This is a genomic window from Rhizobium sp. BR 250 (assembly GCF_047445855.1).
In the GTDB taxonomy this organism is placed as follows: domain Bacteria; phylum Pseudomonadota; class Alphaproteobacteria; order Rhizobiales; family Rhizobiaceae; genus Agrobacterium; species Agrobacterium tumefaciens_I.
Map to the genome: position 1 here is coordinate 135,875 of NZ_JARWKW010000004.1, position 14,645 is coordinate 150,519.

Consider the following 14,645-nt stretch of genomic DNA (forward strand, 5'->3'; position numbering starts at 1 on the left):
GCCCGCTTTGCGGCGGGCCTTTCTGAGAAATGCGGGAAAAGGATCAGCGCGTCAGGCGTTTGTAGCTCACGCGGCCGGGCTTGATGCTTTCCGGGCCGAGACGGCGGACCTTGTCCTTTTCGTAGTCTTCGAAGTTGCCTTCGAACCATTCCACATGGCTGTCACCCTCGAAAGCGAGGATGTGGGTGGCCAGACGGTCGAGGAACATGCGGTCGTGGCTGATGATAACGGCGCAGCCGGCGAAGGCTTCCAGCGCTTCTTCGAGCGCTGCCAGCGTTTCCGTATCAAGGTCGTTGGTCGGTTCGTCGAGCAGCAACACGTTGCCGCCGGCCTTCAGCATCTTGGCGAGGTGCACGCGGTTACGCTGACCGCCGGAGAGATTGCCGACCTTCTGCTGCTGATCGCCGCCCTTGAAGTTGAAGGCGCCGCAATAGGCACGTGAGTTCACTTCGAACTTGCCGAGCTTGATGATGTCGTTGCCGCCGGAGATTTCCTCCCAGACGGTCTTGTCGCCCGCCAGCGTATCGCGGCTCTGATCGACATAACCGAGCTGAACCGTCTCGCCGACAGTCACCGAGCCGCTATCCGGCTGTTCCTGACCGGTGATCATCTTGAACAGCGTCGACTTACCCGCACCGTTCGGACCGATGACGCCGACAATACCGCCGGGCGGCAGCTTGAAGGACAGGTTTTCGATCAGCACGCGGTCGCCGTAGGACTTGGTGAGGTTCTCGGCCTCGATGACGACGCGGCCAAGACGCTCGGCAACCGGAATGACGATCTGCGCGTCGCCGGGACGGCGGTTTTCCGCCGCTTCCACCAGCTCGTCATAGGCCTTGATACGGGCCTTGGACTTGGTCTGGCGTGCCTTGGGGCTGGAAGCGATCCACTCGCTTTCGCGGCTGATGGCCTTCTGGCGGGAAGCATCTTCGCGGGCTTCCTGCTGCATGCGCTTGGCTTTCGCCTGCAGGTAAGCGGAGTAGTTGCCTTCGTAAGGAATGCCGCGACCACGGTCGAGCTCAAGAATCCAGCCCGTGACGTTGTCGAGGAAGTAGCGGTCGTGGGTGATCATCATCACGGCGCCGGGATAGTCGCGCAGGTGCTTTTCGAGCCAGGCGATCGTTTCCGCGTCAAGGTGGTTGGTCGGTTCGTCGAGCAGCAGCAGGTCCGGCTGCGACAGCAGCAGGCGGCACAGCGCAACGCGGCGGCGCTCACCACCCGAAAGGCCTGTCACGGCCGAGTCGCCGGGCGGGCAACGCAGCGCATCCATGGCCATTTCAACCTGATTTTCCAGATCCCACAGGTTCTGGCTGTCGATCATGTCCTGGAGTTTTGCGCCCTCTTCCGCCGTTTCGTCGGAATAGTTCATCATCAACTCGTTGTAACGGTCAACGATCGCCGTCTTGCTCGCCACGCCTTCCATGACGTTTTCCATCACGGTCTTGTTTTCGTCGAGCTTCGGCTCCTGCTCGAGGTAACCGAGCGTCGCACCCTCAGCAAGCCAGGCCTCACCGGTATATTCCTTGTCGAGGCCGGCCATGATTTTCAAAACGGTCGACTTACCGGCGCCGTTCGGGCCGAGGATACCGATCTTGGCGTCGGGGTAGAAGGAGAGATGCACATTCTCCAGAACCTTCTTCGCGCCATAGGCCTTGTTCAGCCCGGCCATGTGATAGATGAATTGACGTGCCATTGTAGCGAATGCTCCACATCGGATTTTTAAGAGTACGTATCGGGAAATTTGCCGCTATGTAGGGTAAATAGGACCTTGGGGCAACCTCTGGCACGATTATGACCCCATGATTATGACAAGGCGCATGGTGACACGGTGGGTGCGACGATGAATGACACGACGGACGACTTGGCCTTCAGCCGGATCGAGAGGCTCGAGGCCCCTTCCGGCGCATCGCTGGCCTATCGCCATCTACCCTCCGCCCTTTCGCCGGCGCGCGGCGTGCTGATGATCTGCCACGGCCTTGTGGAGCATGCCGGCCGTTACCGCCGTTTTGCCGATGTCATGGCGAAACAGGGTTTCGAGGTCTATGCCCATGACCACCGTGGCCATGGCCGCACGAAGACGGCGGACGCGCCCATCGGCCGCTTCGGCTGCAAGGATGGCGCGGAAAAGGTCGTCGCCGATGTCATGGCGATGCGCGTGATGGTCGGAGAAAGACATCCCGGCCTTCCGGTCATCCTGTTCGGCCATTCCATGGGTGGCCTCGTGGCGCTCAACGCTGCCGTCAGCCATCCGGAAGCCTTCGATGGCCTGTCCATCTGGAATTCCAATCTCAATCCCGGCTTCATGGGCCGCATCGCGCAGGTCGTGCTGCGGCTTGAAAAGATGCTGAAGGGCTCGGACGTGCCGAGCGCCATCCTGCCAAAAGCGACCTTCCGTTCCTGGAACGCAAAAATGCCGGAAAAGCGCACCCATGCCGACTGGCTGAGCCACGACAAGGCGGCGGTGGACGCCTATGTGGAAGACCCGCTCTGCCAGTTCGAGGCCAGCGTTTCGCTCTGGCAGGATGTCTTCGAACTCTCCTATCGCGCGCCAAAACTCATCGAACGCCTGCCGAAGACCCTGCCGCTTCTCCTCGTCAGCGGCGATCAGGATGCCGCCACCAATGATGGCAGGGAGATCGTCTGGCTCGCCGAACGTTTCCGAGAGGCAGGCTTCAGCCATGTCGAGCACACGATCTACCGCGGCATGCGGCACGAAACGCTGAACGAAATCGGCTGGCAGGCCGCGGCGGCGGATTTCGCCGCCTGGTGCGGCCGGGTGGTGGGTGGCAGCCAAACGCCCTCCCCGTCATTCCGGCCTTGAGCCGGAATGACGGAATAGGGAACGTTACGAACGCGGCATCTGTCCAGGCTATACCGTTCCAAAACGGAATAAGTCCATGAGATAAAATCACATGCGGCGCGGCAAGCGGCGGTCTATAAACCGGCAAGCAGAAAATCCCGGGGGACAAATGACCGACATGCCGAACAGGAAACCGCCGCTCTCCGGCATTCGCGTCATTGAGCTTGCGCGTGTTCTGGCCGGTCCCTGGGCGGGGCAGATGCTGGCTGATATGGGCGCGGACGTCATCAAGGTGGAAAACCCTGAAGGCGGTGACGACACCCGCACATGGGGGCCGCCCTTCGTCGAAGGCGCAGATGGAGAAAACCTTTCCGCCGCCTATTACCACGCCACCAATCGCGGCAAACGCTCCATCGTCGCCGATCTGAAGACGCCCGAGGGCTGCGCGCTGGTACGTCGGCTGGTACGCACCGCCGATGTCGTCATCGAAAACTTCAAGCGCGGCGGGCTTGCCAAATATGGCCTCGATTACGAGAGCCTGAGGGTGCTCAATCCGAAGCTGATCTATTGTTCCATCACCGGCTTCGGCCAGACCGGGCCTTATGCCGATTTCGCCGGTTATGATTATATCGTGCAGGGCATGTCCGGTTTCATGTCAATCACGGGCGAGCCGGATGGCCAGCCGATGAAGGCCGGCGTGGCTGTCGCCGATATCTTCACCGGCATCTATTCCGTCAGCGCCATTCAGGCCGCGCTGATCCATGCCATCCGCACCGGAGAGGGCCAGCATATCGACATGGCTCTTCTCGATGTGCAATCGGCCGTGCTCGCCAACCAGAACATGAATTACCTGATCTCCGGCAAGCCGCCCGTCCGGCTGGGCAACGCGCACCCCAATATTTCGCCCTATGAGGTGGTGCCAACGGCCGACGGCTTCCTCATCCTCGCGATCGGCAATGACGGCCAGTTCCGCCGCCTCTGCAACATTCTTGGCATTGGCACTATCGCCGATGACGAACGTTACGCGACGAACAAGGCGCGTGTGGCGCATAAGATGGAAGTCCGGCAGATTGTTTCCACCGAGACGCTGAAATGGAACAAGCGCGATCTCCTGACCGTCTGTGAACAGAACGCCGTGCCGGCCGGGCCGATCAACTCCATCGAGGAAATGTTCGCCGACCCGCAGGTTCAGGCACGCGGCCTGCGCGTCAATCTCGAGGCGGAAGATGGCACCGTCACCCCCGGTGTTCGCACACCCATTATCATGTCACAGACGCCGCTGCGTTATGAACGCCCGAGCCCGAAGCTCGGCGAACACCAGGCGCAGGTGCTGGCCGAACTGGAAAACATCGAAAGGACCACGACGCCATGAAAGCAGCCGGAAAGAAAAGAACAGGCGGGCAATTGATCGTCGAAGCGCTGAAGGCCAATGGCGTCTCCCGCGTTTCCTGCGTTCCCGGCGAAAGCTATCTGGCCGTTTTGGATGCGCTATATGAAAGCGGCATCGAAACGGTCGTCTGCCGCCAGGAAGGCGGCGCGGCGATGATGGCCGACACATGGGGCCGGCTGACGGGCGAACCCGGCATCTGCATGGTCACCCGTGGTCCGGGCGCGACAAATGCCTCGGCCGGCCTACACATCGCACGGCAGGATTCCATTCCGATGATCCTGTTCATCGGCCAGGTGCAGCGTGAGGCCCGCGAGCGCGAGGCCTTTCAGGAAGTGGAATATCGCCGCGCCTTCACCGAATTCGCCAAATGGGTGGGCGAGATCGACGATGCGCGCCGCATCCCCGAATTCGTCACCCGCGCCTTTGCCGTCGCCACCTCCGGCCGCCCCGGTCCGGTGGTTCTGACGCTGCCCGAGGACATGCTGGTGGAAGAGGTCGAAGCGCCCGAGGCAAAGCCCTATATGCCGGTCGAAGCGCATCCCGGCCCATCGCAAATGTCCACCTTCGCAAAAATGCTGGGTGACGCGAAACGGCCGGTATTCATTCTCGGCGGCACGCGCTGGTCCGAGGAAAGCGTCGCGGGCTTCCGGGCTTTCGCGGAAAAGAACAGGCTGCCGGTCGGCTGCTCCTTCCGCCGCCAGATGTTGTTCGATCATCTGAGCCCCTCCTATGCGGGCGATGTCGGCATCGGCATCAACCCGGCGCTGGCGAAAGAGATCAAGGAATCCGATCTGGTGGTTCTGCTCGGCGGCCGCCTTTCCGAAATGCCGTCTTCCGGATATACACTGCTCGACATCCCCTACCCGTCGCAGAAACTCGTCCATATTTATCCGGAAGCCGAAGAACTCGGCCGCGTCTATCGCCCTGATCTGGCAATCTGTGCTGCGCCGGATGATTTCGTCGCCGCCCTCTCCTCGCTCACGCTTTCCGGCAACGCCGCATGGGCGGAGCGCACCGCCGCCATGCACGCGGCTTATCTCAGCTGGTCGACGCCGCCGCAGACCGGCCCCGGCGCGGTGCAGATGGGCCCGATCATGGACTGGATCGAGGCCAATGTGCCGGAGGACGCGATCTTCACCAATGGCGCCGGCAATTATGCCACCTGGCTGCACCGCTTCCACCGCTTCCGCCGTTACAACACCCAATCGGCTCCGACTTCCGGTTCTATGGGCTATGGCCTGCCGGCGGCAGTTGCCGCCAAGCACCTTTTCCCGGAGCGCGAGGTGATCTGCTTTGCCGGTGACGGCTGCTTCATGATGCACGGGCAGGAATTCATTACCGCCGTGCGTTACGGCCTGCCGATCATCACCGTGCTGGTCAACAATGGCACCTATGGCACGATCCGCATGCATCAGGAGCGGGAATATCCCGGCCGTGTCAGCGGTACCGATCTCGTCAATCCGGATTTCAACGCCTTTGCCAAGGCCTATGGCGGCCACGGCGAAACGGTGGAGAAAACCGAAGACTTCGCCGCTGCCTTCGAGCGGGCGCGGGCAAGCGGCAAGCCGGCCATCATCGAGGTGAAGCTGGATGCGGAAGCGATCACACCGACGCGCACGCTGACGCAGATCAGAACCCGGGCCTGATATTGCCCGCCGATATTGGTGATGGACATGGCTCCGGCATGGTGTAAATCCTGACTGAAACTTACAGCTTAGGATAAGACATGCCGGACGTTGCCCCTCCCGTCATCACCCCACGCGGCGCAAAGATCGAGCCCTCAGCCGGCGCGCCTTTCGAGGCGGTGCGCGTGGCCCGCGATGTGCTGCACACATCCCGCACGGCAGCGCTCGCCACGCTCGATCCGGTCAGCGGTTATCCCTATACGACAGCAACCAATATCGGCATCGAGCCGGATGGCACGCCATTCTTCTTCGCGGCCGGGCTGACGCTGCATGCCCGCAACATGGAAGCCGACCCGCGCATCTCGCTGACGCTCGCGCCCTTCGGCAAGGGCGATGCGCTGACATTGCCGCGGCTGACACTGGTGGGCAGGGCGGAACAGATCGGCGCGGATGAGACGCCACGCGCCATCGGGCGCTACATTGCCCGTTACCCCAAGGCCAAACTTTACCTCTCCCTTCCCGACACCAAGCTTTACCGTCTGCGGACGGAAGGCGTGCAGATCAATGGCGGCCCGGCCCGCAATGCCAGCAACATCATGCCCGCCGATCTGCGCACCGATCTTTCCGGCGCGGAGGAACTGATGACTGCGACGGAAAGCGAAGCAACCCGCCTCAACGCCATCAAGGGCGAAGCATCGCGGTTGGCAGTTCTCGCCGGCGCAAAGGCCGGCCGCTGGACGATCACTTCCATCGACCCTGATGGCATCGATCTCGCTTCGGCAAATGATCTGGCGCGGCTATGGTTTGCGGAGCGGGTGGAGACGTTGAAACAGTTTGAGAAGGCGCTTGCTCAAATTTCGAAATGAAGTTGGCAAGCAATTTGGGCAAGGCAATCCGGCATACTGAACTCTCTTGCGTCGCCCTTACTGTCCATCTTTACCCTAGCTCTCCTCCGTCGTCCTCGCCCTTGAGGCGAGGATCCATCGCCGGGCCGTGTCGTGGATCCGCGGGTCAAGCCCGAGGATGACGTCGGGTGAGACGAAAGCTCGAGTTTACCAGCAGAATTTCCCATCAAAAAAAGGCCGGGGCGCACTCCGCGACCCGGCCTTTTTCATAAATCAGTCCATTGCTCAGAGAGCAGCGGTCACGATGAACTCAACCTTGTAGTCCGGCGTAGCAAGCGCTGCTTCGCTGGTGGCGCGGGCCGGCGGGTTTGCCGGGTCGATCCAGCCTTCCCAGACCGCGTTCATTTCGCCGAAGGTGGACATGTCGGAGAGGTAGATGATGGTCTGCAGGATTTTCGACTTGTCGGAACCGGCAGCGGCCAGCAGGCGGTCGACTTCAGCGAGAGCCGACTTGCTCTGTTCCGTAACACTCTTGCCTTCGCCAACCTGGCCGGCCAGATAAACGGTGTTGCCGTGAACGACGGCGCCGCTCATGCGCTTGCCGGGCTCGATACGCTTGATGGTCATGGAAAACTCCTGTTGATTGGCATTAAAAATCGAAGATGCGCGGAATATCAGCCGCGCAGGTGATGGGTCTTTTCGTAGATCGCCGTGGAACGCGCGCCGGAACGGCAATAGCCGAGCATCGGGCGCTGCAATTCATCAAGCGCGTCCACCATGCCGGCAACGGCATCGGCGTCGACGCCATAACGGCCGACCGGCACATGCATGATGGTGAGGCCGAGCTGCTCGGCACGCTCGGCAATATCTGCGAAAAGCGGCTGGCCGTCTTCTTCGCCGTCAGGGCGGTGGCAGACGATCGACTTGAAGCCGAGTGCCTTCACCTCATCCAGATCGGCGACGCTGATCTGTCCCGTTACCGAATATTCGTCGTCTATGCGCCTGATATCCATATCATGCCTCCGCTGAAACCGGCGTCCGCGCCGCTGGCCGTCACCCTTTAAATCCGCATTCGATGTAAGCGGTCAAAACCCCTGCGTCAATGACGGGACATCTTCATTCGGTACGGCTCATAGGATGGAAAAGCGCAGGCCGAAGGAACGGCTTTCGCCCGGCTGGAGAATATTGAACTCGCCGGCCGCCTCAAGCTCGCTCCGCCCCACCCAGCGATGCGAAACCGGCTCGATGCCGAGCACATTGGCCGGGTCCTGCTGGTTCCGCCACATCTGCAGATAGGGCAAGGTCCCGGTGCGAAAACCGACGGTCAGCGTCTTTCCGCCGATGGCCGCAATCGGACCGAGCTTCAGTTCCGCCCATTCATCATTGCCTGCGGAAACGCAGAAAACATTGCCCGGCTCCTCACCGAAACGCCAGCCATGGCCGCCGCCATCCAGCATCGCGCCTTCCAGCCGCACGGCATCGTCAAACAGGCGGGCACCGATATTCATGTGATACATCAGGAACACCGGGATCGGCCGCCCCGACATGTTGACGATCCTGTCATCGAGGCTGACTTCGCCGCTTTCACCATCGATACGCCATGTCCGCTCCAGAAGTGCTTCGCCACCATCGGCAAGCTTCACGGGAACCTCGACGCGCGCCAGCGCATTGGTCTCCTGAACGTCGAAGGTGATGATGGTTGCGGGATGTGAGGAGAAGGAGCCATGCAACGGGTATCGGCGCCCCTCAACCTCACCCTCGATCGGCTCGGGATGGCGAATATGGTCGGGACCGCAGGTGAAGAGAAAACCTTCCAGCGAATGATCGATGCGCGCATCGCCATCGTCGGGAATGGCGCGGCCAGGTGCGATGTCGACGCCGTCAACGACGCAGGCGCCGATATCGAAAACGGAGGTTTCATCGAGGAAAATACGTGGCGATCTGCCAGCCTGAAATGAACGCAAGACAACCTCCCTGTGGCAGTAAAAACGCACGGTTCACGGAAACGCTACTAACAGTGACGGAAATTAAGATTGCATTAACCGCGAATTCACCTTTTTCACAATAGGGTCAAGATTGCGGTGTGTTTATCGGTGAACAAGTAAGGGATAGCAGAATCGTGAAACAGTTTCTTAACGCAGCTCTGGGTCTGACGGTCGCGCTGGCGTCGGTTTTCGCCCCGCTACAGGCTGGCGCACAGCAGCGTTATGGCGATCAGCAGACGATGCTGGTGACCCCAGATGGCCGCGTGCTCGACTTCATGCCGGAGCGCGGCGATATCGTCATCAGCCGCGATTCCATGGGACGCACGGTGTTTTACGACCAGTACGGCAATCTGCTGGCCACCGAAATGCCCTCCGGTTACCAGCAGCAACGGCAGCAGGCGCGCCAGCAGCGCGACACCACCTATTATCCGCCCGCCCCCGGCGGCCAGTACCGTGAGCCACAGCGCGACTACGGCTATCAGGACAATGGCAGCGTGCGCGATTACCGCGAATATCGCGGCGACGGTTCCGACGATAATTTCTACACTGGCTCCGTTCCCGCCCCCGGCGCGGTCGAAAGCGGGCCGCTCGGACAACCGATGCCGGGCGAAAGCACCACGGCGGCCGTTCCGCAACCGGAACACCTGATCGAGCGCCACACACCGGTGACCACGCCGGTCAACCGCTCCCGGCAGGAGATCGTCGCGCTGCAGACCTTCCTCGATCGCGAGGGCATTTCACCCGGCGTCATCGACGGCAAGATGGGCGACAACGTCAACAAGGCGATTGCCGCCTGGCAGGACATGACGGGCGAAAAGCTCGATCCGAACAATTCCGACGATATTCTGGAGCGGCTGCGCGCCTCCGGCGGCATGCCGATCGTGGATTATACGATCACCGCCGCCGATGCCGCCGGCCCCTATGTCGCCTCCATTCCCGACGACTATGCTGCGAAATCGCAGCTGCCGGCCCTCTCCTTCACGTCCACCTCGGAAGCGCTCGCCGAACGGTTCCATATGGATGAGAACTACCTGAAGGAACTGAACCCCGGCATCGACTTCACCGTACCCGGTACCATCATCAAGGTCGTTAATCCCGGTGAGCCGAAAAAGGGACAGGTCGCCCGCATCGTTGCCCATAAGGGCATCAAGCAGGTCTTTGCTTACGGTCAGGATGGCAATCTGATCGCCGCCTATCCCGCCACCATCGGTTCCACGGATACGCCCTCGCCGAGCGGCACACATACGGTCGAGCGCATCGCGCTTAATCCCGGCTACACCTATAATCCGAAGATCAACTTCAAGCAGGGCCAGAACGACAAGATCCTGCAGATCCCGCCGGGTCCGAACGGCCCGGTCGGTACGGTCTGGATCGCCCTGTCGAAGCCGACCTACGGCATTCACGGCACGCCGGAACCGTCCAAGATCGGCAAGACCAACAGCCACGGCTGTATCCGCCTGACCAACTGGGACGCGACGGAACTGGCGAAAATGGTCCGCCCCGGCGTCGTGGTCGAATTCGCCGAATAAATCGACGGCAAGAAAAAGAAAAGCCCGGCGGATGGTCATCCGCCGGGCTTTTTCGTTGATGGGCTTTATCCGCGCTTTTCCGTCAGGAAATAGAGCAGCGCCGCTACCGGCAGGGCAAAACCGATCCACGAGGCGGCCTGCCATTCACCGGCTGCATAGGCCCAGCCGCCGACCGCAGAGCCGATCGCGCCGCCCATAAAAAACGTCGCCATGTAGATGCCGTTCAGGCGGCTGCGGAATTCCGCTCCGAGCGTGAAGATCGCCCGCTGGCCAAGCACCAGATTGGTGGTGACGCCGAAATCCAGAACGATTGCCGCGACGACCAGAATGGCGAGCGCCAGATGTGAACCTTCGGGTGCAAGATGTGTGACGGCGAAGGAGAGCGCCACCGCCACCAGCGCAAAGAAGGTCGCCGCACGGGTCCAGCCACGATCGGCCATCCGCCCGGCAATCGGTGCGGCGACGGTGCCGGCTGCGCCCGCCAGCGCGAAGAGCGCGATCTCGCCCTGGCTGAGATTGAAATGCGGCCCGCTCAGATAAAGCGGCGTCGTGGTCCAGAACAGGCTGAAGGCGGCGAAGAGGAAAGCATGGTAGATCGCCCGACGGCGCAGGATCGGCGTGTGCAGGGCAAGCCTGCCCATGGAGTGCATCAATGCGCCATAGCTCAGCCGCGCCTCGGGCATACGGACGGGCAGAAGCCGGAAAAGCACCACGGCAAGAAGCGCCATGACGGCTGCCGACGTCAGGAAGACGCCGCGCCAGGACACCACTTCCGACAGCAGGCTGGAAACCGGCCGCGCCAGCATGATACCGGCCATCAGCCCGCTCATGACATTGCCGACCACACGCCCGCGAATGGCGTGCGGCGCCATATGGGCTGCATAAGGCACAATGACCTGTACCGCCACCGAGCTGACACCAACCAGGAAGGCGGCGATCAGGAACGGCGCCGCATGTGGTGCAAACGCCGCGGCGGCCAGCGACAACACGGCCATCGAGACCGAACTGACCACCAGCTTGCGGTTTTCGATGAGATCACCGAGCGGCACGACGAACAGCAGGCCGATACCATAACCGATCTGCGTCAGCGTCACGATCAGGCCGGTTGCACCGGCGGAAAGACCAAGTTCGGCCCCGATGATGCCGGCAAGCGGCTGGCCATAATAAAGATTGGCTGCAATCAGCCCGCAGGCTGTCGCCAGCAAAAATGTCAGAGCCGGGGAAATGGATGTTGCCTCAACATCATCCCCATCAATTACACGCGTCGTCATCATTTTCTCCAATATGGAAACGAATGTTTCCTAAATAGTCACAAAATTACGCAGCAAGCTTCATGGCGATATCCACCACAGCCACCATGTCCTTGAGGCTGCGCCCCGTCTTTCCCACCACGCGCATGCCGTACATCATGCACAGCATCGCCCTGGCGAGATCATCCGGGTCGGCCTTCGAATGCACCGAACCATCCTTCTGTCCTTCGGTGATGATGCGGGCGACGATCCGTTCGCGCGTCTTAACCGCCCGCTCGACCACGACGGCAATGTCGTCATCCAGGGCAGCCAGATCGGCAGCGGCACCGACCACCAGACATCCGTCCGAGCCCACACCGCCATGGGACCGTTCCGCGTAAAACATCAGACCCGCCCTCAGACGCTCATAACCGGTCTCGCAACCGGCCACCGCCGCCTCGAAACGCTCGGTCTGCACGATCCTGTAGCGCTCCATCGTGGCGATGAAGATCGCCTTCTTGTCCTTGAAGGCCTTGTAGAGGCTGCCCTGTGCCAGCTCCATCGCATCGGTGAGATCACCGACCGAGGTGGCGTGATAACCGCGCCGGGAAAACACACGGATCGCGCCATCCAGCGCGCGATCGAGATCGAACTCGCGTGGCCGGCCGCGATGGCGCTGTTCCTGGGGATGGGTTTGGGTCGTATTGGTCATGGCCGCAATATAGGAAACGATCATTTCCAAATCAAGCGAATAATTTGCCGCCCGCATTCAGCTACCGTGATGACGCCGGACGTCTCGCTATTTCCCGATACAGCGCCTCGGGAGAAACGCCAATTTCGGCGGCGAGGTTCTTCCATAAGCCCTTGGGCGGAAGCCCGCTTTCGTTGACGGTGATCCATGCGTCGAGCCGCGCGCTGACCGAGCGCAGCGCAAGTATTTCCGCCCTTGTCCTGACCTTTTTCAATTCGACCGAGATATGATTTATCCATTCGAGCGCGAATGCGGGTTCACGCTCCAGCAATTGCCGCAGCGTGCCAATTGGCACAAACAGGGCACGCCCGGCCGTCACGGCAATGGCATCGCAGTGATATTGCTCCGAAAACACCGAGGCTTCGGCGAGAACCGTCATCGGTCCCGCCCGCTGCAACACCGCACCATGTCCATCCGCCTGAAACCGCATCAGATGGACACAGCCTTCAACGACCAGCGCCAGCATGTGAACGGGATCGCTCTGATGGAAAAGATATTCGCCCTTTTCAAAGGATCTGGAGACGGAGGCCTGCGGGCGTAAATGGTCAAAAATCGAAATGGACATGATTTCTATCATGTTCGGCAAATCGGCCGGCTGGCAAGCTCAAACGAACGCAACAAGCCGGACAGCTTCCATGAAATTCACAGTTCTTATATTTCTCACCGCTTTTCTGCCCCTTTCCGCCGCCGCGGAGGAACAGCATCTCCATCAGTCGCCCTATGCGGGCCAGCAGAGCCGAACCGTCAAAAGCCTCTCAACGGAGGATATTGCGGAACTGGAACAGGGAGGCGGATGGGGCTTTGCGAAAGCCGCCGATCTCAACGGTATGCCGGGCCCCTCACATGTCCAGAAGATGGCGAAGGAACTGGAGCTGACAAAGGAACAGCTTGCCTCCGTGCAATCCCTGTTCCGGACGATGCGAAACGACGCCGCGACAGAAGGCAGCCAGATGATTGCGGGCGAAGCAGCACTGGATGCCGGTTTCCGCAACGGCTCAATCGATGCGGATCGGCTGCGCACGCAACTCGCCCGCGTCGAAGCAAGCCGCACCCGGCTGAGATATATCCACCTTGCCGCCCACCTCGAAACGGTGAAGCTGCTGACCAGGGAACAGATCACACGTTACAACAAGCTGCGCGGATATACGCCTTAACGGGCTGGAAAACACATTCCAGCCTGAAGCAGATGGCCGGAGCCGGTCCTTGCGTGATAGCCGGACCGGTTTTCAGGCAGCCTTGCGGGTAAAAAGGCGCGCGGGCTGCGTGCCGAGCCGCAACAGGCGTTTCGGCAGAAGGCCGGCAACTTCCGCAGCGAAGGCTTTCGCATTCTCCACCGCCTTGTCGATATTGCTGACCTTGTCCTTATCGAGACAGAGAAGCGTGCCGCCATAATCGAAAATGTCGCGATAGGCCGCCCGCTCAACAATCGCCGTGTTCAAGACCGAAACGTTCTTCTCTGCCAGCAGCATCTTGACAAGCAGCAGCGAACGCGTTGCCACCATGGCGTTGACCCGCGTAAGCACGATGGAATGGGCAATCCCCTTGCCCATCTTGCGGTTCAGGAATTCGATGTGATCAAGAACTTCGGCAGCACCCCGCGCATCCATGGCCGAACCCTGAACCGGGATCAGCACATGATCGGAAATACCGAGCGCCATGGTCAGAAGCGGGGTTTTCGCACCCGGCAGGTCGATGATGAAACAGTCGGTATTGGTTCTGTTCTCGCGAATATGGCCTTCGAGCGAAGCCATGGTCACATGCGAAATCACCGAGAGATTTTCGATCTCGCCGGACAATTCGTGCCAGCGGGAAATCCACAATTGCGGATCGGCATCCAGAACCGTCACGCGATGGCCGCTGCGGGCCAGTTCGGTTGCCAGAAGCAGCACGGCAGTCGTTTTTCCGGCGCCGCCCTTGGTGTTGGCAAAAGTAATGACAGGCATGATATCCCCGATTGACCAGAGCCGTTTCATGCTCATTCGCGCACCGAACCAAACATGGTGCTTTCCATAACCTTAACGAACATGGTTAAGAAAAGACTAAGAACGGTTATGCGGCGCAACAAAAAGCCCGCGATCGGTATCGCGGGCTTCTGCCATCTTTTGGACTATGTGAGCTTTCGGCAGGAGCCCACGTCATCCGCACGCGGGCGACCGGCCTTGAGATCCTCGTATCTCGGCAAATCCAGGGAACCGCCCAGCCTTTTCTCAACGGTAGCGCGATCGAGCGTGATCATGCGCCCGGCGCTGGTGAAGGACACCATGCCATTCTTTCCGGAATACGCCATGGTCGCGCGCATATCGCAGAAATAGCGGTCGGAGCCTTTAGACAGGTTCCAGCCCCGGATTCCTGCCTTATTGCTCGACAAAGCGCCGACTTTGTAACCTTGGCCAGAAAGCTCCTTAAAGGAAGCAGCCTGCGCCGCGACAGGCAAACTCAGCAGAGCCACGGCGAGCAATGGCGAAAAAACTGAAAATCTCATGGTCACTCT

The 14,645-nt window shown here is 60.5% G+C and carries 15 protein-coding genes; 6 read left to right on the forward strand and 9 right to left on the reverse strand.

Features of this window, described 5'->3' with window-relative positions; all coding sequences use genetic code 11:
• Positions 1-43: 43 nt before the first annotated feature.
• The gene (gene ettA / locus QD336_RS08060; protein WP_499170148.1) at positions 44-1,693 is read right to left on the reverse strand and encodes an energy-dependent translational throttle protein EttA; all 1,650 of its coding nucleotides are present in this window, start codon (positions 1,691-1,693) and stop codon (positions 44-46) included.
• A 147-nt stretch (positions 1,694-1,840) separates the two neighbouring features.
• Here ettA and QD336_RS08065 point away from each other — a divergent pair, with 147 nt between their 5' ends.
• The 4 genes from QD336_RS08065 (at position 1,841) to QD336_RS08080 (ending at position 6,681) form a co-directional block, all read left to right on the forward strand.
• Entirely contained in the window at positions 1,841-2,821 is a 981-nt protein-coding gene (locus QD336_RS08065) for an alpha/beta fold hydrolase (RefSeq protein ID WP_499170150.1), read from the forward strand.
• Positions 2,822-2,969: 148 nt separating this feature from the next.
• Positions 2,970-4,172: a succinate--glutarate CoA-transferase gene (caiB, locus tag QD336_RS08070; RefSeq protein WP_499170152.1), complete on the forward strand. Its 1,203-nt coding sequence runs from the start codon at positions 2,970-2,972 to the stop codon at positions 4,170-4,172.
• Positions 4,169-5,836: a thiamine pyrophosphate-binding protein gene (locus tag QD336_RS08075; protein ID WP_499170154.1), complete on the forward strand. Its 1,668-nt coding sequence runs from the start codon at positions 4,169-4,171 to the stop codon at positions 5,834-5,836. The genes caiB and QD336_RS08075 overlap by 4 nt, the downstream gene beginning before the upstream one ends.
• An 80-nt stretch (positions 5,837-5,916) precedes the next feature.
• Positions 5,917-6,681 carry a HugZ family pyridoxamine 5'-phosphate oxidase gene (locus tag QD336_RS08080; RefSeq protein ID WP_499170155.1) on the forward strand — a complete coding sequence of 255 codons (765 nt, stop codon included), beginning with the start codon at positions 5,917-5,919 and terminating at the stop codon, positions 6,679-6,681.
• Between the two features lie 264 nt (positions 6,682-6,945).
• Here QD336_RS08080 and QD336_RS08085 read toward each other — a convergent pair whose 3' ends face one another.
• From QD336_RS08085 to QD336_RS08095, 3 genes are all read right to left on the reverse strand, one after another.
• Entirely contained in the window at positions 6,946-7,287 is a 342-nt protein-coding gene (locus tag QD336_RS08085; protein ID WP_269340627.1) for a RidA family protein, read from the reverse strand.
• Between the two features lie 47 nt (positions 7,288-7,334).
• Positions 7,335-7,673, reverse strand: coding sequence for a protein tyrosine phosphatase family protein (locus QD336_RS08090; protein ID WP_046798035.1), 339 nt, complete (start codon positions 7,671-7,673; stop codon positions 7,335-7,337).
• Between the two features lie 117 nt (positions 7,674-7,790).
• Entirely contained in the window at positions 7,791-8,624 is an 834-nt protein-coding gene (locus tag QD336_RS08095; protein ID WP_499170156.1) for an aldose 1-epimerase family protein, read from the reverse strand.
• Between the two features lie 155 nt (positions 8,625-8,779).
• Between QD336_RS08095 and QD336_RS08100 the strand changes: the two genes are divergently transcribed.
• A complete protein-coding gene (locus QD336_RS08100) occupies positions 8,780-10,174 on the forward strand; it encodes a L,D-transpeptidase family protein (RefSeq protein WP_499170157.1) in 1,395 nt (464 codons plus the stop codon).
• Positions 10,175-10,239: 65 nt separating this feature from the next.
• Here the strand turns inward: QD336_RS08100 and QD336_RS08105 are convergent, their stop codons facing one another.
• The 3 genes from QD336_RS08105 to QD336_RS08115 are packed head-to-tail and all read right to left on the reverse strand — an operon-like array spanning position 10,240 to position 12,731.
• Complete coding sequence (locus QD336_RS08105; RefSeq protein ID WP_269340623.1) at positions 10,240-11,445, reverse strand: MFS transporter; 1,206 nt, start codon at positions 11,443-11,445, stop codon at positions 10,240-10,242.
• 46 nt (positions 11,446-11,491) lie between these two features.
• On the reverse strand, positions 11,492-12,139 hold the full coding sequence (locus QD336_RS08110) for a TetR/AcrR family transcriptional regulator (protein WP_269340621.1): 648 nt from the start codon (positions 12,137-12,139) through the stop codon (positions 11,492-11,494).
• A gap of 37 nt (positions 12,140-12,176) precedes the next feature.
• Complete coding sequence (locus tag QD336_RS08115; protein ID WP_499170158.1) at positions 12,177-12,731, reverse strand: Crp/Fnr family transcriptional regulator; 555 nt, start codon at positions 12,729-12,731, stop codon at positions 12,177-12,179.
• 58 nt (positions 12,732-12,789) lie between these two features.
• Here QD336_RS08115 and QD336_RS08120 point away from each other — a divergent pair, with 58 nt between their 5' ends.
• Entirely contained in the window at positions 12,790-13,308 is a 519-nt protein-coding gene (locus QD336_RS08120) for a Spy/CpxP family protein refolding chaperone (RefSeq protein WP_499170159.1), read from the forward strand.
• Between the two features lie 72 nt (positions 13,309-13,380).
• Here the strand turns inward: QD336_RS08120 and QD336_RS08125 are convergent, their stop codons facing one another.
• Positions 13,381-14,097 carry an AAA family ATPase gene (locus QD336_RS08125; RefSeq protein ID WP_269340616.1) on the reverse strand — a complete coding sequence of 239 codons (717 nt, stop codon included), beginning with the start codon at positions 14,095-14,097 and terminating at the stop codon, positions 13,381-13,383.
• 164 nt (positions 14,098-14,261) lie between these two features.
• Positions 14,262-14,636, reverse strand: coding sequence for a hypothetical protein (locus QD336_RS08130; protein WP_269340614.1), 375 nt, complete (start codon positions 14,634-14,636; stop codon positions 14,262-14,264).
• Between the last annotated feature and the right edge of the window lie 9 nt (positions 14,637-14,645).

Excerpts from the sequence above, each read along its gene's own strand:
- QD336_RS08080 (WP_499170155.1), top strand. The coding sequence starts at position 5,917 with ATGCCGGACGTTGCCCCTCCCGTCATCACCCCACGCGGCGCAAAGATC.
- QD336_RS08090 (WP_046798035.1), bottom strand. The coding sequence starts at position 7,673 with ATGGATATCAGGCGCATAGACGACGAATATTCGGTAACGGGACAGATC.
- QD336_RS08065 (WP_499170150.1), top strand. The coding sequence starts at position 1,841 with ATGAATGACACGACGGACGACTTGGCCTTCAGCCGGATCGAGAGGCTC.
- QD336_RS08110 (WP_269340621.1), bottom strand. The coding sequence starts at position 12,139 with ATGATCGTTTCCTATATTGCGGCCATGACCAATACGACCCAAACCCAT.
- QD336_RS08120 (WP_499170159.1), top strand. The coding sequence starts at position 12,790 with ATGAAATTCACAGTTCTTATATTTCTCACCGCTTTTCTGCCCCTTTCC.
- ettA (WP_499170148.1), bottom strand. The coding sequence starts at position 1,693 with ATGGCACGTCAATTCATCTATCACATGGCCGGGCTGAACAAGGCCTAT.
- QD336_RS08125 (WP_269340616.1), bottom strand. The coding sequence starts at position 14,097 with ATGCCTGTCATTACTTTTGCCAACACCAAGGGCGGCGCCGGAAAAACG.
- QD336_RS08130 (WP_269340614.1), bottom strand. The coding sequence starts at position 14,636 with ATGAGATTTTCAGTTTTTTCGCCATTGCTCGCCGTGGCTCTGCTGAGT.
- QD336_RS08085 (WP_269340627.1), bottom strand. The coding sequence starts at position 7,287 with ATGACCATCAAGCGTATCGAGCCCGGCAAGCGCATGAGCGGCGCCGTC.
- QD336_RS08115 (WP_499170158.1), bottom strand. The coding sequence starts at position 12,731 with ATGATAGAAATCATGTCCATTTCGATTTTTGACCATTTACGCCCGCAG.
- QD336_RS08105 (WP_269340623.1), bottom strand. The coding sequence starts at position 11,445 with ATGACGACGCGTGTAATTGATGGGGATGATGTTGAGGCAACATCCATT.
- caiB (WP_499170152.1), top strand. The coding sequence starts at position 2,970 with ATGACCGACATGCCGAACAGGAAACCGCCGCTCTCCGGCATTCGCGTC.
- QD336_RS08075 (WP_499170154.1), top strand. The coding sequence starts at position 4,169 with ATGAAAGCAGCCGGAAAGAAAAGAACAGGCGGGCAATTGATCGTCGAA.